The sequence below is a fragment of the Streptomyces vastus genome (genome assembly GCF_039532825.1).
GTDB lineage: Bacteria > Actinomycetota > Actinomycetes > Streptomycetales > Streptomycetaceae > Streptomyces > Streptomyces vastus.
This window is the reverse complement of record NZ_BAAASJ010000076.1, coordinates 214,870-233,646: the sequence shown is the minus strand read 5'-3', so window position 1 is coordinate 233,646 and position 18,777 is coordinate 214,870. Positions and strand designations below refer to the sequence as shown.

Below are 18,777 nucleotides of genomic sequence, written 5' to 3'. Positions count from 1 at the left end.
GGCTCAACCTCCCGTGGTGTGAGCAAGCTGGGGCAGCAGGTAGCGGATGCGGGTGTCGATCTCTGCCGCCGTACGGACGAATGCGGGGTAGCCGGTCCGGCCGGGGCCGTCGGCTGCGGCGGGGTCGGGGATGCTCCAGTGGACCAGCCGCGGATGGTCGCCGAATTCGGGGCAGACCTCGCGGACCTTGTCGCACAGGCTGATCACGTAGTCGAACCGGCGGTCGGCCAGTGTGTCCAGGTGTCGCGGACTCTGCCCCGAAATGTCGATGCCGTGGTGCTCGCGCAGGGCCCGCACGGCGCCGGGATGGATGCGGGGTTTGGGGTGGCTGCCGGCGCTGGTCACCTCGACCTGACCGTTGGTGCGGTGACGCAACAGCGCTTCGGCGATCGGTGAGCGGGCGCTGTTGCCGGTACAGGCGAACAGCACGGCGGGTCGTCTCGCCGGTGGCTTCGTCGACGTCGGCGGGGCGGGATCGAAACCCAGCGCCGGGTGCAGGGCGGTACCGGCATGGGCGAGCGCGTGCGCGCAACGCTCCAGGTCCAGGTGGTAGTAGCTGTCACGGGCATCGAAACTGCTGCGCCGGGCGGTGACCAGCCCGCCGCGACGCAGCAGCCGCAGATGGTAGGAGACCAGGTTCTGCGGCTGTCCGGCCCGTTCCACCAGTTCACGGACCCGGTAGTCGCTTGAGGCCAGCTCGGTCAACAGCCGCCACCGCAGCGGGTGAGCGGCCAGGTGCACAAACGCCGGGGCGGCATGGCCCGAGGACCTCATGAAGCGAGAATACATCAAACACAGTTGATGTATCTTGCTGGCGGGGGCCACCGCGACCCCACCGCCGGAAAGACGGAGGCACGTCATGGGCCAGCCCAGCGAGACCGCATCGCCTCAGCTCCAGCGGCGCCTCGGCGTCACTGACGCCGTGCTGATCGGGCTGGGCTCGATGATCGGCGCGGGCATCTTCGCGGCGCTCGCCCCGGCCGCCCGCGCAGCCGGCTCCGGACTGTTGGCCGGTCTGGCGGTGGCCGCGGTGGTGGCCTACTGCAACGCCACGTCCTCCGCGCGGCTGGCCGCCCGCTATCCCGCCTCCGGCGGCACCTATGTCTACGGGCGGGAACGGCTCGGCGAATTCTGGGGCTACCTGGCCGGCTGGGCGTTCGTGATCGGCAAGACCGCCTCCTGTGCCGCGATGGCCCTCACCGTCGGCTCGTACGTCTGGCCCGCCCACGCCCACGCGGTCGCGGTAGCCGCGGTGGTGGCACTGACCGCCGTCAACTACGCCGGGATTCAGAAGAGCGCATGGCTCACCCGAGCCGTCGTCGCTGTCGTCCTGGCAGTGCTGGCGGCGGTCGCGGTCGCGAGCCTCACTTCCTCGGCGTCGGACACGAGCCGCCTGGACATCGGCTCCGATGCCGGTGTGACCGGCGTCCTGCAGGCCGCGGGCCTGCTGTTCTTCGCCTTCGCCGGGTACGCCCGCATCGCCACCCTCGGCGAGGAAGTCCGCGATCCGGCGCGCACCATCCCCCGCGCCATCCCACTCGCTCTGGCCCTCACCCTGGTCGTGTACGCGGCGGTGGCCGTCGCCGTTCTGACCGTGCTCGGTCCCCACGGGGTGGCCGCCTCCGATGCGCCGTTGTCGGAAGCGGTGCGAGCCGCCGGTGCGGACTGGCTGGCGCCCGTCGTGCGGGTCGGGGCGGCCGTCGCCGCGCTCGGCTCCCTGCTCGCCCTGATCCTGGGCGTCTCCCGGACCACTCTGGCGATGGCCCGCGACCGGCACCTGCCGCACGCCCTGGCCAACGTTCACCCGCGCTTCCAAGTGCCGCACCGCGCCGAACTGCTGGTGGGCGCCGTCGTCGCGATCCTGGCCGCCACCACCGACCTGCGCGAAGCGATCGGCTTCTCCTCCTTCGGCGTTCTCGTCTACTACGCCGTGGCCAACGCCTCGGCCTGGACACTCACGCGGGACGAGAACCGCCCGCCCCGCATCGTCCCCGCGGTCGGCCTGGCCGGATCCCTGCTGTTGGCCTTCACCCTGCCCGCCGCTTCCGTCGCTTGGGGCACCGCAGTCCTCGCTCTCGGCATCGCCGCCTACGCCATACGCCGAGCCGTCACCGCCCGCCGGAAGCCTTGAGCGCTCGGATCGGGTTCCGTCCGCTGCAGGTTCACGGACGTGGGCAGGTCTGCCCCGGCTCCTGGTAGGTCCGGTAGAGCGGCGACCGGCTGAGCCGCTCCTTCGGGAAAGTCACCACGGGTACCGGTTTGCACACCGGCCACAGCCCGGCCGCCGCCTCGTGCCGCGTGCGCCTGTCCGCCCCGATGTTCTCGTCCACGAAGGTGAAGACACCGCTCGCGCCCTGCACGCACCCTGCGGCGCAGCGTGGGAGAGGGCTGCCCCGGCGCAGTTCGTCGTAGACGTCCTGGTGGTCCACGGAGCCGACCCCGTTGTCCTGGGCCGCGGCCACGGCGGTGCCCACGGCGGTGAGGGCGTCGTGGTACATCACGGCGTAGCCGTCACTGAGGGCGTCGGCTGTCTCCTTGCCGAAATACCGGTCGTAGGAGGCGGCGAAGCGCCCGAAGGCCCTGGGAACCTGGTCGTCACCGTCCCTGCCCGCAAGCCAGCGGGGCGCGTCCACGGCGGCCGCGGTCACGATCTCGATGTTGTGCCGCTCGGCGATCCGGCGTGTTTCCGGCGTCTCGGTGACCGGGTCACGGCCCGTACTGACGCGCAGGATGCGCAACGGCTCGTCGTCCGGGTCCCGGTAGCAGGAGGGCCGCTGGTCGATGGTGTCCAGGAAGTCCGGCAGGTCCGCGTCTCGACCGGCCAGGAACACCGTCTCGGCGCGGGCCGCGCACATCGCGTCCACCGCCCGCCGGAAGACCCGGGCATCGCCCCGGTCCAGCCCTTTCATTCCCCGGTACGTCTCGATCCGCCGCTGCACCGGGCCGTCGTCGATGCCGTACTCCTCGCCGAACTCCTCGCGGAAGACGGTGCGGAGGTTCGCGACGTAGTTGTCGTCCTGCTCGTCGGCGATCATGAACGTGTTCTCGCGGTCCACCTTGTTGTCGCTGTCGGTCACGTACTGCTTGAGGGAGTCGACGAGGTGGTCGGTGGAGGGCGAGACCTTGAAGAGGAAGGGGTTTTCCATGTCGCGGGAGCTGAGCACCGCGCTGACCGCCGGAATCTCTTCGGGCGCGAGTCCGTCCCGCACGGAATCGATCGTGGCCTTGTCGCTGTTGGGAAAGCCGATGGCGGCGACGAGGGGGGCATCGCCGATGCGCCGGGAGGCCAGTTCGTCGGTCACGGTCTTCCACTGGGTCAGGTCCTCGCCGACGTTGGCGAACAGGAGCTGGACGGCGGTGTCGTCGGTGGCGGCCCCGTTGTTGTGGCTGTGCTGGGCGACGTAGGCGCCCTGGAGGGAGTGCCGGATCAGTTCCTTCGACATGGCCGCGCCGGGAGTCGTGGAGGTGTACGGCATGACGACGGCGACGCTCACCACGGGCTTGCCCGATTTCCGTGCCGCTTCCCGTGCCGCCTTGTTCTCCTCCTCGATCCGGCCCATCACGTCGGCGAGGCCCGGGTCGAAGGCGTACGCGGCAGCCGTGACGCCGATGCACTCCTCGCCGGCGTCGGTCACCACGCGCCGCAGCTCCTGGTTCTCGGTGCAGTAGTCGCGGTTGTCCCGGTAGGCGTCCAGGCCCCACCAAGCACCGGCTCCCACCAGCGCGGAGACCACCACCCACAAGGCCACGACGTCGATCAGGCCGAGTACCCGGAAGCGCAGACGGCTCGGCAGCCAGACCCAGTTGCGGCGGTCCGTACGGCTCATCGCGCCCCTCCCGTTCGCGGCTGGTCGCCCTGCCAGTGGCGTTCGAGGGGCCAGTCCTCGCCGTCCTTCACGGCGCGCGGCCAGCGGATGGCGGCCTGGGCCAGAACCGCGCGGCCGGTCAGATGCTGGGCGGAGAGGAAGGACAGGTCCTGGCCTATCCGGTCGACCAACGTCCGGTCCGCCTCGGCCAGTTCGTCCGCCGCGTACCACAGGGCGTGCAGGAGCCGGTTGACGGCCTGCTTCTCCAGGCCCACCTCCGGGTCCGCCTGGAGTTGCAGCCGGTCCCGGCGCCCCTTCCCGACCTCCTGGCACTGCTCGAACCAGACGTCGCCCGGCGGGCGTGGCGCATGGGCCACGGTGCGCAGGATGTGCAACCAGTCGACCGCGTCGCCGTCGTCCCTGAGGAACTCCGCGTGCAGCCAGTCGACGACCTCCTGCGCCTCTCCCCCGGCGAGCCGGTGCCACAGAAAGCGGGACCGCTCGGCCCGCTCCGCCTGCCCCGAGCGGCCTTCGGCCCGCTGCCGGTGGTGCTCGGCGAGCAGGGCGTGCGCGCTGAACCAGTCCACCCCGCTGCCGCCGCGCCCGCTGCGCATCTGATGCACCAGCAGGGCGCGCAGAAACCGGTCCGTGATGAACGGCCGGCTGCCCGTTCCCCGGGACCAGCGCTCCCGCTCCAGCTGGGCGGCGGCGCCGTCGGCCGCGGGCAGGCCGTCGATCCGGCGCGGCACCCACCGCTCGGCCAGCTGCTCGGCCGCCTCCCGGTCCCAGGCCAGGGAGAACAGGCACAGCTCGTCGTGGTTCTCGCTGCCCACAAGGGTGTTGAGCAGCCGCCAGATGACGGATTCGCCGACGCCGTCGGGATGGGTCAGGTCGAGGAGTTCCTCGGCGGTCACCCACCCCTCGGTGCCCGCCTTGCGCACCACGGCGTCGCACAGGCGGCGGGCTCCCATGGGGTGGCCGCGGGTCAGATCGTGTACGGCGGTGGCGATGTACGGATCGAAGGACGCCTGCTCGTCGCGCTTCAGCATCCGCTCCACGTGCTCCGTGTCGAGCGGTGGCAGCGGCAGGACCAGTACGCCCGCCGAGGGAGCGGAACCACGGCGCGTCCACCGGGAGTTCGTGCCGACTTCGTGCAGGGAGCGGTACGTGGCCTCCGGGTAAGGGTCGTTGTCCTCGTCGGGGGCGTCGTCCCGGGTGGCCGGGTTGTCGTCGCCGCGCAGTTCGGTGGCGATCACGACCAGCTGGTCGCGGGTGTCACGGCTGAGCCGCGCCCGTTGCTCCAGGAACAGTTCGAGGAAGTCGCGGCCGATGTCGGTGTGCACGTTGTCGAGGAGGAGCAGCGGACGAGGGGCGCGGTTCGCCCGCCGGAAGGGCCCGTAGCGCACATCCGCGAGGAACGCGGCCATCAGCATGCGCTCGACGCCACGCCTGAAACCGCGGCCCTGGTGGAACTCCCGGCAGAGCCGGGCCACGGCCCCCGCACGCTCCGCGGCCGGCACCGGCCGCGCATGCGCGTCCGCGCCCGGCGGCAGTCCGCGCAGCCGGTTGTCGGCCTCGCGGCGGTAGCTCTCGTACCAGCCGACCAGCTGGCGGGAGGCGAGCCTGCGCGAGCGCCATCGGTACTGCCTGCCCAGATACGTACGCACCGCCGCCTCGGGAAACGCCGCAGGGTCCGGTGTGACCGCGTCCGGGGTAACGGGCAGCGCCGGGCGGAAGAGCGAGTCCCAGGTCGGGGGCGGGCCGTCGCCCGACTGGGGTCCCATCAGGGCCGCCGCGTGCCGGTCGGCCACCCGCAGCTCGTCGTCGTTGCCGGGGCGCCGGGCGGACGCCACGGCGAGCAGCCCGGCGGTGGTCCGGGGAAAGCGGAGCCGTCCGAACCCGGCGACGGGACGGGACAGTTGGGTGACCAGCTCGACCAGCACCTCCACGGCGTGGGAGTTGTTGGAGATCTCCGGGCCGACCCTGACCCGCTCCTCCAGTGCCGCGCAGTTGATCCGCGCGAACGGCACGCGCGGCCCCGGCCAGGGTCCCGCATCGGGCGCGTAGGCATTCTGGAGATCGTCCAGCAGGGCGCTCTTGCCGGTGCCGTGCCGCCCGCTGAGCAGCACCACCGGCAGATCCTCGGCGAACTCGTGGCGTGGCCGTCTGCGGTGCTGGTCGCGTTCGAGGCCGACCAGGCGCGGCACAAGCTGCCGCAGCAGGGGCTGACGCGCGTACGCCTCCGGAATCTGACCCTCCGGAACGAGGGCGGGGCCTGCGGGATCGATCATCCCAGCCTCAGCATCGACTGGATGATCTCCGAAACCATGCCGGACGCCATGTCCCTGCCCACCGACCTGGACCCGGCCTGCGCCAGGTCACCGCTGTGCTGCAGGAAGCGCTGCAGCATGCCCGGTTCGGGCTCGGCACCGCGCCGCGCGGCGTCGGTGAGGGCCTCGGCGAGCTCGCGCACCTGCTGCAACTCGCCGTCGCTCTCCGACAGGTCGGGGCGGGACGCCTGCACCAGCTGGGCCAGCTGCTCGAAGGACAGGAACACTCCCGCGCCCTGTTCGGCGACGCCGACGTGCACTGGAGTGGGCAGGCTCAGATGGTCCTTGGCGTACTCCAGGTCCTCGTAGGCGAGCTGCCGACCGCAGTAGAAGGCCTCCCGCGTCCAGAGGAAGTCCTCTGCATTCTGCCCGCCGCTCTGGTGCTGACCCGCCCTGTCCCACCAGGCGAACAGCGCCGCCTTCGCGTACCGGCGCCGACTGTCCCGGTCGGCGTACGCCTCGTCCCAGGCCCGCGCCTCCGCGAGCCCGGTGGCGGTCGGGCTGACCAGCGGTGGCACGGCACCGGAGTCGTTGTGCACGGCGATCCAGCCGAGGGCGGCAAGGCGTTCGACGATGCCCTCGACCAGTTCCAGGCTGCATCGCTCATGGTGTGCGTATGCGTCGCTGGCCACGCGCCTGCCGACGGCGCCGCCGCTCTCTTCGGCCAGCCAGAGGAGAAAACGCGCGGACGCGGCCCCCGTCTCGTCGTACACGGGGGAGAGACCATCCGTGGGCACTGCCCGGGATCCGATCATCGTCCGCCCCCAACTCCCGTGACCAGCCATGGCCGTTCGTCTTCCCCGAAGTGCTCGGTCACACACGTCGCACTTGGGGTTCCGTCGGGTCCGCCCACAAACCAGCTGCCCCCCGGCCGGAGACACCACGCCTCCCCCCTCCACAAGCCCGACTACCGGGCGGTAATGTCGCCACCCGCCGGACGGCACGAGCACGAGACCGGCAGGTGAGCGCGAAGGGGCCCTCATGGCGACGGACATGCCCGCAGAGACCATGCCTGCAGAAGCCATGCCTGCACAGGCGACGGCGGCCGACGAGCGGTGGCAGCGCATGTGGAGCCACCGCGAGCACCTGCTCAAGGTGGCCCGGCGCAGGTCGATGAGCCTGGAGGACGCCGAGGACGCCGTTCACGAGGCGATGCTGCGGGCGGCGGAACGCCCCGACCTGGACGACGAGCGACTCGCGGCCTGGTTGACGACGGTGACGATGCGGCTGTGCGTGGACCGCTACCGGCAGGTCAACCGCGAGGCCGAGGTCCGCACGAGCCCGACGCTGATCGCACCCGGACCGGTGCCCGTCGAGGAGGCGGTGTGCGACCGGGCCGAGGCCATGTGGCTGGCCGTACGCAGCGGCGAGCTGCCCGCGCGCCAGGCGGAGGCGTTGCGGCTGAAGTCCGAGGACCTGGACGTCTCTCAGGTCGCCGTACAGATGGGGCTCAGCTACCGGACCGTCGAGTCGCTGCTGGCCCGGGCCCGGCGGACGCTGCGCAACTCACTGGCGGCGACGCTCGGGTTCGCGCTGTTCCTGATCGGGCGGGGGCAGCCGCGCGGGGGCGGCAGGACGCACGCCGTGGCGGCCGCCTCGACGGCGGCGACCCTGGCGGTGGCGGGGTTCGTGCTGCCGTACGCGTATGAGGGGGACGGGGGCGGGCCGGCTCCGCGGCCCAACGTGTCGGGGCCCGCCGAAGAGCTCCCGTCTGACGGCCCCGTCCGGGAGGGCACCTCAGACGCGCGCGAGGCGGCCAGGGACGCAACGGCGCCCGAGCCCGGGGCGTCACCATCGGCCGGCGACCGCCCACTCATCCCCGTGTCCGTACCGCCTCTGCCAGAGGTCTCGCTGTCGCCGCTGCCCGAGCTGTCGGCACCGGATGTTCCGCAGGTGCCCGAGGTACCAGGCGTGTCCGGCCTTCCGGACGTCTCCGGCCAGCCCGAGCTGCCGGGCACACCCGGTGACGCGACCCGACCGGGCAAGTTCTCCCGGTCCACGGTCCCGGACGCCGCCGACGTACCGGCGCCCACGCCGCCGATCGACGCTCCCACGCCGAGCGCGCTCCCCTGAGCGAATACGGTCCGAAGGTAGCTGCGGGTCCGTCGTGGCTGGTCGCTCCCCGCGGCGGAGCCGCAAACAGACACAGCCCCGCGTCCCTCAAGGAGGCCGCAGGCCCCTTGAGGGACGCGGGGAACTGCGCGACAAGCCACGACGGACCCGCAGCTCGAAACCGCCCAACCCAGCGGAGCGACCCGCTCGAAAAAAAATCCGCCTCCGTCGCGACGGACACCCCGCCCCTCCCCGTAGAGCAGATGTCGGAGCTGCTCCACGGCTGAAGGGCGGGACGGATGGGTGTCGAGATCTGTGTGGAAGGGCTGACCAAGTCCTTCGGGCACCAGGTCATCTGGCGGGACGTGTCACTGACGCTGCCCGCCGGGGAGGTCTCCGTCATGCTCGGACCCTCGGGGACGGGCAAGTCGGTGTTCCTCAAGACGCTCGTGGGGCTGTTGAAGCCGGAGCGGGGGTCGGTGCGGATCGCCGGCCGGGACATCACCAAGCTCCGTGAGCACGATCTGTACGAGGTGCGGAAGCTGTTCGGCGTGCTGTTTCAGGACGGCGCGCTGTTCGGGTCGATGAGCCTGTACGACAACATCGCCTTTCCGCTGCGCGAGCACACCCGTAAGCCGGAGAGCGAGATCCGGCGGATCGTGCTCGAGAAGATGGACATGGTCGGCCTGATAGGCGCCGAGGAGAAGCTGCCCGGCGAGATATCCGGCGGAATGCGCAAACGGGCCGGGCTGGCCCGGGCCCTGGTCCTCGACCCCGAGATCATCCTCTTCGACGAACCCGACTCGGGCCTCGACCCCGTCCGCGTGGCCTACCTCAACCAGCTCATCGTCGACCTCAACGCCCAGATCGACGCGACCTTCCTGATCGTCACGCACGACATCGCCTCGGCCCGCCAGGTGCCGGACAACATCGGGCTGTTGTTCCGCCGCGAACTGGTCATGTTCGGGCCCCGCGAGAAGCTGCTGACCAGCGACGAGCCCGTCGTACGGCAGTTCCTGAACGGCCGGATGCAGGGTCCGATCGGCATGGCGGAGGAGAAGGACGCCGCCCAGGTCGAGCAGGAGCTGGCGCAGATGGACGCCCCCACCAGAACCCCCGGCAGCCAGGCTCTGACTCCCCGCCTGCTGCCGGGTCCGGGCATCTCGCGCCCGCCCCGATGGCAGGCGATCGCGAGCCGGGAGGCCGAGTTGCACCGGAAGGAGGTGGCCGACGCATGAGCCTGTCGCCCACCGGAGCGCTCAGACAGTCCGGCAACCTGTTCGCGATGGCCCTGGACGTCGTCCGGACCATGCCCCGACGGCCTTTCCAGGCACGGGAGTTCATCCAGCAGGCCTGGTTCGTCGCAAGCGTGACCATCCTGCCGACGGCTCTCGTCTCGATCCCCTTCGGCGCGGTCATCGCCTTGCAGATAGGCAGCCTGACGCGGCAGTTGGGCGCCCAGTCGTTCTCGGGCGCGGCCTCGGTGCTCGCCGTGCTGCGAGAGGCCTCGCCGATCGTCACCGCGCTGCTGATCGCGGGCGCGGGCGGCACGGCCATCTGTGCGGACCTCGGGGCGCGGAAGATCCGCGAGGAGATCGACGCGATGCAGGTGCTGGGCATCGACCCGATCCACCGGCTGGTCGTCCCCCGGGTGCTGGCCTCGATGGTGGTGGCTGTGCTGCTCAACGGCCTGGTGTCGGTGGTGGGCGTCGCGGGCGGCTACTTCTTCAACGTCATCCTCCAGAACGGTACCCCCGGCGCCTACCTGGCCTCCTTCACCACCCTCGCCCAGCTCTCCGACCTGTGGGCGGCCGAGATCAAGGCCCTCGTCTTCGGAGCGATCGCCGGGATCGTCGCCTCGTACAAGGGACTGACCGCGAAGGGCGGTCCGAAGGGCGTGGGCGACGCGGTGAACCAGTCGGTGGTCATCACCTTCATGTTGCTGTTCGTGACGAACTTCGTGATGACCGCCGTGTACTTCCAAGTCGTTCCGCAGAGGGGATAGTCGATGCGTCTCACGCGGCTCATGCGCCGCCCCCTCGACCGCCCGCTCCGCTCCCTCGAAGAGCTGGGCACCCAACTCGTCTTCTACGGCCGCTCGTTGGCGTGGACCGGCCGTACCCTGCGGCGGTACAAGAAGGAGATCCTGCGGCTGCTGGCCGAGGTGAGCTTCGGCCGCGGCGCGCTCGCCGTGGTCGGCGGCACGGTCGGTGTCATCGCCTTCCTGTCGTTCTTCACCGGCACGGAGGTCGGTCTCCAGGGATACGCGGCGCTCAACCAGCTCGGCACCTCCAACTTCGTGGCGTTCCTGTCGGCGTACTTCAACACCCGCGAGATCGCCCCTCTCGTCGCCGGTCTGGCGTTGTCCGCCACCGTGGGGGCGGGGTTCACCGCCCAGCTCGGCGCGATGCGGATCAGCGAGGAGACCGACGCGCTGGAGGTCATGGGCGTTCCGTCGTTGCCGTTCCTGGTGACGACCCGGATGATCGCCGGGTTCGTGGCCGTGATCCCGCTGTACGTGATCGGGCTGTTGTCCTCGTACTTCGCCGCCCGCACCATCACCACCGGCTACTACGGGCAGTCGGCGGGCACGTACGACCACTACTTCCAGCAGTATCTGCCGCCGGTCGACGTGTTCTGGTCGTTCGGCAAAGTGATCGTCTTCGCCGTCCTGATCATCCTGGTGCACTGCTACTACGGCTACTACGCGAGCGGCGGGCCGGCGGGCGTCGGCGTCGCGGTGGGCCGCGCCGTGCGGACGTCGATCGTCGCCATCAACGTCCTGGACTTCTTCCTGAGCCTCGCGATCTGGGGCGCCAACACGACCGTACGGATCGCGGGGTGAGCGACGTGAGAGTCGCGAAAGTAATGAGACTGCGGTTGTACGGCGTTGTGTTCATCGCTGTGCTCGCGCTGCTGCTGTCGCTCGCCGTGGCCGTCTACCAGCAGGCGTTCACCCCGGTCGTGCGCATCACTCTGGAGGCCGACAGCCTCGGCAACCAGCTCGATCCGCGCGCCGACGTCAAGCTGCGCGGGCTGCTGGTGGGCGAGGTGCGCGCGGTGCGGGCCGACGGCGAGAAGGCCACGCTGGACATCGCGCTCAAGCCGGAGCACGTCGCGCACATTCCCGCCGACGTGCACGCGCGGCTGCTGCCCAAGACGCTGTTCGGCGAGAAGTACGTCGACCTCGTGGCTCCCCGGGGCGCGTCCACCCGGCCCATCCGTGCCGGGGACGTCATCACCCAGGACCGTACGAAAGTCGGTATCGAGTTGCAGCAACTGCTGAACGATCTGCTGCCGTTGCTGCGGACCGTGCAGCCCGGCAAGCTCAACGCCACGCTCTCGGCGTTCGCCACCGCGCTGGAGGGGCGCGGGGACCGGATCGGTGACAACCTCGTCCGCGTCGAGGACTATCTGCGCCGCCTCAACCCGCACATGCCGTCCCTGAAGGAGGACATCGCGCGGTTCGCCGACGTCGCCGAGGTGTACGGAGACGCGGCGCCCGACCTGATGAGGATCCTGCACAACACCGTCACCACCAGCCGCACCCTCGTCGAGAAGCGGGACCAGCTGGCCGCCGCGCTCACCGCGACCACCGGCGTCGCGGGCACCGCGGACGAGTTCCTCGACGACAACGGCGACCGGCTGATCACCCTCGGCCGGGTCTCCCGCCCCACGCTTGACCTCTTCGCCCGCTATTCGCCCGAGTACCCCTGCCTCCTCGACGGCCTGGTCCGGCAGGAGGAAGCCGCGGAGGAGGCGTTCCGCGGCGGCAAGATGCGCATCACCCTCGAAGTCGTCCGGCAGCGGCCCGCGTACGAACCGGGTGAGGAGCCGCGCTACGGCGAGCGGTCCGGGCCCGACTGCAGAGGTCTGCCCCATCCGAGGGTGCCCGCACCGCCCACGAAGCTCAACGACGGTACGTCATCGGGGAGTTCGGGCAGCAGCCTGCCCGGCGGCATCGATGTGTCCGCCACCGAGGCCGAGCAGCGCGCCATCGGCTCCCTCGTGGCGCCCGCCATGGGCGTGCCCGCCGACGAGGTACCGCCGGTCGCGACCCTCCTGTTCGGCCCGATGGCCCGCGGAACGGCGGTGAGCGTCGCATGAGCACAGGACGTACGAAGGCGACGGGAGCCCGGCAGGCCGCCGCGCCGCTCATCAAGTTCAGTCTGTTCGCGCTGGTGACGATCCTGGCGACGGCCCTGCTCGCCGCCACGATCGTCAACATCTCCTTCACTCCAGAGCACACGTATCGCGCGGTGTTCAGCGACGTCACGGGCCTGGAGGAGGGCGACGACATACGGGTGGCCGGGGTGCGGGTCGGCGAGGTGGAGGGCATCCGCATCAAGGACCGTACGCGGGCGGAGGTGAGCTTCACGGTCAGCGAGGACCGCCCGCTGCTGCGCAGTACCGGCGCGGTCGTCCGCTACCGGAACCTGGTCGGACAGCGGTACATCGCGCTGACCGAGGGCGCGGGCGACGGGACACGGCTGCGGCCCGGCGGCACGATTCCGCTGTCGCGGACCCGGCCCGCCCTGGATCTCAACGCGCTGCTGAACGGCTTCAAGCCGCTGTTCGCCGCGCTCAGCCCCAAGGACGTCAACCAGCTCGCCACCGAGATCATCAAGACGCTTCAGGGCGAGGGCGGCACCGTCAACAGCCTGCTCGCTCACACGGCTTCGCTCACGACCACGCTCGCGGACCGCGACCAGCTGATCGGTTCCGTGATCGACAACCTCAACACCGTGCTGAAGACGCTCGACCGGCGCGGCGCCCGCTTCTCCGGACTGCTCAAGCAGCTGCGGCGGGTGATCTCCGGACTGTCCGCCGACCGCAAGCCCATCGGCGACTCGCTGGTGAGCATCGGCGACCTGGCCGCGGCCACTTCGGGACTGCTGGAGGACGCGCGCCCGCCGCTCAAGGACGACATCGCCGAGCTGACCGATCTCACCGGAACGCTGAACAAGAACGAGAAGACCGTGGAGGGCGTGCTGAAGAGGCTGCCGAACAAGCTCAACGAGCTGACGGGGACGGCGTCCTACGGCTCGTGGTTCAACTTCTACCTCTGCGATTTCGACGGCCGGATCGTACTGCCGAAGACGAAGCAGGTGCTCACTCCCGAGCTGCACGTGGCGAGGGCGAGGTGTGGCGGATGACGAAGCGCTTCTCCTCGCGCAGGACCCGCGGGCACCGCCCGGAACCGCTGGTGAAGGTGCGCATCGATCCGCCGAAGCTGCCGAGGTTTCTGCGGCCGAGGCTGCCGAGAATCCCGCAGCCGAGGCTGCCTCGGATAGGGCTTCGCCCACGCCTGAAGCCGTTCCGGGACCGGAACCCCGTCGTCATCGGCGCCGCCGGCCTCACCGCCCTGGCGCTGCTGACCTTCGCCGCGTTCAACGCCGACAGTCTCCCGCTGATCGGCGGCGGCCGGACGTACAGCGCGGCCTTCTCGGAGGCGGGCGGCCTCAAGGCGGGCGACGAGGTGCGGATCGCCGGGGTCAAGGTCGGCAAGGTCGAGGAGGTCGACCTGGACGGCGACCACGTCAAGGTCACCTTCAAGGTCAAGGGCGACCCGGCCTTCGGCACGGCGACCGGTGCGTCGATCCGCGTCAAGACGATTCTCGGCGCCAAGTATCTGGCTCTGCATCCGAAGGGGCCGGGACAGCTGAAGCCCGGCGACGAGATCCCGCTGCGGCGGACGGTGGCGGCGTACGACGTCGTGCAGGCCTTCAGCGATCTGACCACCACGACCGAGGAGGTCGACACGGAGCGGCTCGCGAAGGCGCTGGACACCATCTCCACCACCTTCCAGGACTCGCCCGCCGAGGTGCGGGCGTCCATCAAGGGGCTGTCGAGGATCTCGAAGACGGTGGCCTCGCGCGACAAGGCGCTGCGTGAGCTCCTCGACCACGCGAACGGGGTCACCGGGGTGCTGGCCGAGCGTTCCGAGGACTTCTCCGCACTGGTCAAGGACGGCGACAAGCTGTTCAAGGAGATCAACAAGCGGCGCACGGCGATCCACAACCTCCTCAAGAGCTCCGCCGCGCTCGGTATCGAACTCTCCGGCCTCGTCGAGGACAACCGGAAGGAGATCGGGCCCGCCCTCAAGGGCCTCAACACCTTCGTGAAGATGCTCGAACGCAACCAGTCGAGTCTCGACCGGAGCGTGAGGCTTCTCGCGCCCTATGTGCGGGTCTTCTCCAACACCCTCGGCAACGGCCGCTGGTTCGACAGCTACATCCAGAACATGGTCGCCGCTCCGGTGGTACCGCGGACGGGAGGCTCGCGATGAAGTCACCGCTGGTGAGGGGAAGTTCACCGGTGGCTCGCCGCCTGGCCCTGGTCACCGCCCTGGCAGTCGTCGCCACGCTCGCCGTCGTGCTGTGGCCGCGCTCGGAGCCCGTGCGCGTCACCGCGTACTTCCCGCGCACCGTCGGCATCTACCCCGGCTCGGACGTCCGTGTCCTCGGCGTCCGGATCGGCGAGGTCAAGAAGATCACGCCGGAGGGCGAGCGGGTGCGGGTGGAGCTGGAGTACGAGGAGGGGCGCAAGGTGCCGGCCGAGGCCAAGGCGGCCATCATCAACTCCTCGGTGGTCAGCGACCGTTACGTACAGCTGCTGCCGGTGTACCGGAAGGGCCCGGTGCTGCGGGACGGCGACGTGATCCCCGAGACGCGTACGGCCGTACCGGTCGAACTGGACCGGATCTTCGACAGTCTGCACACCACGTCGGAGGCGCTCGGCCCGAAGGGCGCGAACAAGGACGGCTCGCTGTCACGGCTGCTCGGAGTGAGCGCGGACAACCTCGACGGGCAGGGCGAGAACCTGAACCAGACGGTGGAGGACCTTTCGCAGGCGGTCACGACCCTGTCCGACGGACGGGGGGACCTGTTCGGGACCGTACGCAACTTGCAGGTGTTCACGGCCGCGTTGGCGGCCGACGACACGAGCGTGCGGTCGTTCAACAGCAGCCTCGCCAAGGTCGCCAAGCAGCTCGCCGGGGAGCGCAAGGACCTCGCGGCGGCGCTGAAGCATCTGGGGACGGCGCTCGGGGACATCTCCGAGTTCGTGAAGAAGAACAAGAAGTCGCTGACCTCGAACGTGAAGGGGCTGAGCAAGGTCACGAAGGTTCTTGTCACTCAACGGGCCGCATTGGAAGAGCTGTTGGAGGTCGCGCCCACCGGTCTCTCCAATCTCCAGAACGCCTACAACGCGTCCGCCGGCACCCTCGACACCCGCAACAACCCGGACCATTCGCAGGACCCGGCGGCGGTGCTGTGCTCATTGCTGAAGACGACCGGGGACGAGGGCGGCAAGAACCCGGACTGCCGGGATCTGGAGAAGCTCTTCAAGTCGCTGCCCGAGGTGCCGCAGGCCCCGGCGGTGCCGAGCACGGGCACGGTCGACCGGACGCTCGGCGGAATTCTGGGGGCGAACGCATGAGCATGCTGCGCAAGGGCGGGGCGGTCGCCTGGGCGGCGGTCGGCTCGGTGCTGCTGTCCGGCTGCGAGTTCAACGGCTGGTACGACGTACAACTGCCCGGCGGCGCCGCCGCGGACGGCCACGCCTACCACGTCACGGTCGAGTTCAGGGACGTACTGGACCTGGTGCCGCAGTCGGCGGTCAAGGTCAACAACGTCACCGTGGGCGCGGTCGAGAAGGTGGAGCTGGCCGGCTGGCACGCGCGGGTACGGCTGCGCGTCGCCGACTCGGTGAAGCTGCCCGGCAACGCGGTCGCCGAGCTGCGGCAGACCAGCATGCTCGGCGAGAAGTACGTGGCGCTGTCCGACCCGCCGGACACCGACCCCGTGGGCCGGCTCGGCGACGGCGACCGGATCCCGCTGTCCCGCAGCGGCCGGAACCCGGAGATCGAGGAGGTGCTGTCCGCCCTGTCCGCGCTCCTCAACGGCGGCGGGGTGGCCCAGCTCAAGACGATCACCGTGGAGCTCAACAAGGCTCTGGCGGGCCGGGAGAACCGGGTCAAGTCCCTGCTCAAGGAGCTGAACACGTTCCTCGGCGGCCTGGACGAGCAGCGCAAGGACATCGTGCGCGCGCTCAAGGGCATCGACCGGCTGGCCAAGCGGCTCGGCAAGGAGAAGAAGACCATCGCCCGGGCCGTCGACACCATGCCGCCCGCGCTGAAGGTCCTCGCCGACCAGCGACGCGATCTCACGAAGATGCTCACCGCGCTGTCGAAGCTCGGCAAGACGGGCACCAAGGTGGTCAACGCCTCACGGGACGACACGGTCGCGAACCTGAAGCAGTTGAGGCCGATCCTGCAACAGCTCAACAAGGCGGGCGACGATCTGCCCAATTCCCTCGAGCTGCTGACCACTTACCCGTTTCCGCGCAACGCGGTGGACGCCGTCAAGGGCGACTACGTCAACCTCAAGATCACCGCCGACCTCGATCTGAGGGGCATCTACGGCAACCTCACCGACAAGCCCGGAGAGGGGGACGGGAAGGACAACGGCCAGGACGACGCACCCGAGGTCCCGGATCTGCCCGAACTACCGGACGTGCCGGACGTGCCGGACCTGCCGACACCCACGGCGCTGCCGAGCACGCCGAAGCTGCCGGACACGCCCGACCAGCCTTCGCCGCCCTCGGGCGGCGGCCCGCTGTGCCCACCGGTGTGCACCAGCAGTTACGCCGCCTACGGGACCTCGGGTGACCTTCCGTCAGGGATCGACCTCGCGCTCGCGGAGCTCATGCTGAAGGGGATACAGCCGTGATCACACGTACGGTCAAGGCCCAGCTGCTCGCCTTCGCCACCGTCACCGCCGTCGGGGTGTCGTACGTCGGCGCCGAGTACACGGGCCTGGTGGACGAACTCCTCGACCGCGGTTACACCGTGCGGGCCGACTTCGCCGAGTCCGGGGGCATCTTCACCGGTGCCGAGGTCACGTACCGCGGGGTGCCGGTCGGCCGGGTCGGCTCACTGCGGCTCACCGGCTCCGAGGGCGTCTCGGTGTCTCTCGACATCGAGGGCGACGGGCCGCGCATCCCGGCGGACACCCTGGCCGTGGTGGCGAACCGTTCGGCGGTGGGTGAGCAGTACGTCGATCTGCAGCCGCGCGACTCCGGCGGCCCGTATCTGCTCGACGGCAGCACGATCCCGCGCGCGAGCACACGGGTACCGCTCCCCACCACGGACATGGTCCTCAGTCTTGACCGGCTGGTCACCTCGGTCGGCAAGGACGATCTGCGGGTCACCGTCGACGAGTTGGGCAAGGCCTTCGCCGGCACCGGCCCGCGGCTGAGCCGGCTGGTGGACTCGGGCAACGCGCTCGTGGAGTCGGCGTCCGACTCGCTCCCGCAGACGATCTCACTGATCGAGGACTCACGGAAGGTCCTCAAGACGCAGGCCGACCAGGGCTCGTCCATCAAGTCGTTCTCCCGCGATCTGGCGGCGCTCACCGCGGAGTTGAAGTCGAGCGACGGGGACCTGCGCAAGCTGATCGGGAACGCGCCGCCGGCCGCGCAGGAGGTCAACTCGCTGCTCAAGTCGACCAGTCCGGATCTTCGGGTCCTGCTGGCCAATCTGATCAGCGGGGGCCAGGTCACGGTGGCGCGACTGCCCGGCGTGGAGCAGGCCCTGGTCACCTTCCCGGTGGTGGTCGCCGGCAGTTACACCGTCATCCCGGGCGACGGCACCACCCACTTCGGCCTTGTCCTCAACGCCGACGACCCGCCTGCGTGCACCGTGGGATACGGGACGCGGCGGCGCGATCCCGCGGACACGAGCACGCGCCCGGCGAACACCGACGCGCGCTGCACGGCTCCGCGCGGCGGGGACACCTCGGTGCGCGGCGCACAGAACGCGCCCGGTGCGTCGGCCGGTTCCGGTTCCGGCGGTGCCGGCCGGGCGGCGTACGTCGCGCCGTACGACCCGGAGACCGGCACCGCGACCGGCCCGGACGGAACGCCCGTCGAGATCGGCTCGACAGGCGGACAGCAGACCGTGTTCGGAAAGGAATCGTGGCAATGGCTGCTAGTGGGACCGATGGCATGACAGGGAAGCTGCAGACGCTGAGCGCCGCCCTGGCGTTCGCCGGGCGTCGTGGGGCACTTCTGCCGTCCCCCCGGCGGCACAGGGCCCTGTCGGCGGGACTCGCCGTGGCGACCGCCCTCACCACCGCGCTCACCATATGGCTGTGCATCCAGTTGCTCGAGCGGCACGAGGCGGAGCAGCGGCGGCAGGACGTCCTCGCGGCGGCCCGTCAGTCGGCGCTGAACTTCACCTCGCTCGACTACCGGCACTACGACCGGGACAGCGGGAACGTGCTGAAGGGCGCCACCGGCGACTTCAAGGAGCAGTTCGCCGCCCAGACCGAGGAGTTGACCGCTCTGGTCGCCCGGAACAAGTCGGTGTCCGAGGGCCGGGTCCTCGATGCGGGCATCGTCCGGTCCGACGAGCGCTCGGCTCGTGTCCTGGTGGTCGCCGACAGCAAGGTGACCAACACGGCCGTGCCCGACGGAGAGGCGCGCACCTACCGGCTGCAACTCGACCTCGTTCTGAAGGACGGCCGCTGGCTGACGTCCGACGTGGAGTTCGTCGGCTGACCGCTCTCCGCCCCGCCGTACAACCA

16 protein-coding genes are annotated in these 18,777 nt (G+C 70.3%); 12 read left to right on the top strand and 4 right to left on the bottom strand.

All coding sequences use genetic code 11. The features are described from left to right. Positions 1-3: 3 nt before the first annotated feature. Entirely contained in the window at positions 4-774 is a 771-nt protein-coding gene (locus tag ABD357_RS28400) for an arsenate reductase/protein-tyrosine-phosphatase family protein (protein ID WP_344393855.1), read from the bottom strand. A gap of 85 nt (positions 775-859) precedes the next feature. On the opposite strand from ABD357_RS28400, the gene ABD357_RS28395 reads away from it, so the two are divergent. Further along, the gene (locus tag ABD357_RS28395) at positions 860-2,131 is read left to right on the top strand and encodes an APC family permease (protein WP_344393854.1); all 1,272 of its coding nucleotides are present in this window, start codon (positions 860-862) and stop codon (positions 2,129-2,131) included. 31 nt (positions 2,132-2,162) lie between these two features. On the opposite strand, the gene ABD357_RS28390 is transcribed toward ABD357_RS28395, so the two are convergent. The 3 genes from ABD357_RS28390 to ABD357_RS28380 are packed head-to-tail and all read right to left on the bottom strand — an operon-like array spanning position 2,163 to position 6,873. Further along, a complete protein-coding gene (locus tag ABD357_RS28390; RefSeq protein WP_344393853.1) occupies positions 2,163-3,827 on the bottom strand; it encodes a type 1 periplasmic-binding domain-containing protein in 1,665 nt (554 codons plus the stop codon). Continuing rightward, positions 3,824-6,097 (bottom strand): hypothetical protein, encoded by a 2,274-nt coding sequence (locus ABD357_RS28385; protein ID WP_344393852.1) that lies wholly within the window; start codon positions 6,095-6,097, stop codon positions 3,824-3,826. Before ABD357_RS28385 ends, ABD357_RS28390 begins: the two co-directional genes overlap by 4 nt. After that, a complete protein-coding gene (locus ABD357_RS28380; RefSeq protein ID WP_344393851.1) occupies positions 6,094-6,873 on the bottom strand; it encodes a hypothetical protein in 780 nt (259 codons plus the stop codon). The genes ABD357_RS28385 and ABD357_RS28380 overlap by 4 nt, the downstream gene beginning before the upstream one ends. Positions 6,874-7,117: 244 nt before the next feature. Between ABD357_RS28380 and ABD357_RS28375 the strand changes: the two genes are divergently transcribed. From ABD357_RS28375 to ABD357_RS28325, 11 genes are all read left to right on the top strand, one after another. Next, positions 7,118-8,209, top strand: coding sequence for an RNA polymerase sigma factor (locus ABD357_RS28375; protein WP_344393850.1), 1,092 nt, complete (start codon positions 7,118-7,120; stop codon positions 8,207-8,209). Positions 8,210-8,487: 278 nt separating this feature from the next. Further along, positions 8,488-9,426 (top strand): ABC transporter ATP-binding protein, encoded by a 939-nt coding sequence (locus tag ABD357_RS28370; RefSeq protein WP_344393849.1) that lies wholly within the window; start codon positions 8,488-8,490, stop codon positions 9,424-9,426. Further along, positions 9,423-10,193 carry an MlaE family ABC transporter permease gene (locus ABD357_RS28365; RefSeq protein WP_344393848.1) on the top strand — a complete coding sequence of 257 codons (771 nt, stop codon included), beginning with the start codon at positions 9,423-9,425 and terminating at the stop codon, positions 10,191-10,193. Before ABD357_RS28370 ends, ABD357_RS28365 begins: the two co-directional genes overlap by 4 nt. Before the next feature lie 21 nt (positions 10,194-10,214). Beyond that, positions 10,215-11,033 (top strand): MlaE family ABC transporter permease, encoded by an 819-nt coding sequence (locus tag ABD357_RS28360; RefSeq protein ID WP_344393896.1) that lies wholly within the window; start codon positions 10,215-10,217, stop codon positions 11,031-11,033. A gap of 23 nt (positions 11,034-11,056) precedes the next feature. Continuing rightward, complete coding sequence (locus ABD357_RS28355; RefSeq protein ID WP_344393895.1) at positions 11,057-12,295, top strand: MCE family protein; 1,239 nt, start codon at positions 11,057-11,059, stop codon at positions 12,293-12,295. Beyond that, positions 12,292-13,344, top strand: coding sequence for an MCE family protein (locus tag ABD357_RS28350; RefSeq protein WP_344393847.1), 1,053 nt, complete (start codon positions 12,292-12,294; stop codon positions 13,342-13,344). Before ABD357_RS28355 ends, ABD357_RS28350 begins: the two co-directional genes overlap by 4 nt. Continuing rightward, a complete protein-coding gene (locus tag ABD357_RS28345) occupies positions 13,341-14,477 on the top strand; it encodes an MCE family protein (protein ID WP_425585040.1) in 1,137 nt (378 codons plus the stop codon). Before ABD357_RS28350 ends, ABD357_RS28345 begins: the two co-directional genes overlap by 4 nt. After that, a complete protein-coding gene (locus ABD357_RS28340) occupies positions 14,474-15,628 on the top strand; it encodes an MCE family protein (protein WP_344393846.1) in 1,155 nt (384 codons plus the stop codon). The genes ABD357_RS28345 and ABD357_RS28340 overlap by 4 nt, the downstream gene beginning before the upstream one ends. Further along, on the top strand, positions 15,625-16,920 hold the full coding sequence (locus ABD357_RS28335; RefSeq protein WP_344393845.1) for an MCE family protein: 1,296 nt from the start codon (positions 15,625-15,627) through the stop codon (positions 16,918-16,920). Before ABD357_RS28340 ends, ABD357_RS28335 begins: the two co-directional genes overlap by 4 nt. Next, on the top strand, positions 16,917-18,200 hold the full coding sequence (locus tag ABD357_RS28330) for an MCE family protein (protein ID WP_344393844.1): 1,284 nt from the start codon (positions 16,917-16,919) through the stop codon (positions 18,198-18,200). Before ABD357_RS28335 ends, ABD357_RS28330 begins: the two co-directional genes overlap by 4 nt. Next, positions 18,197-18,751 (top strand): hypothetical protein, encoded by a 555-nt coding sequence (locus tag ABD357_RS28325; protein ID WP_344393843.1) that lies wholly within the window; start codon positions 18,197-18,199, stop codon positions 18,749-18,751. The genes ABD357_RS28330 and ABD357_RS28325 overlap by 4 nt, the downstream gene beginning before the upstream one ends. Positions 18,752-18,777: the final 26 nt, after the last annotated feature.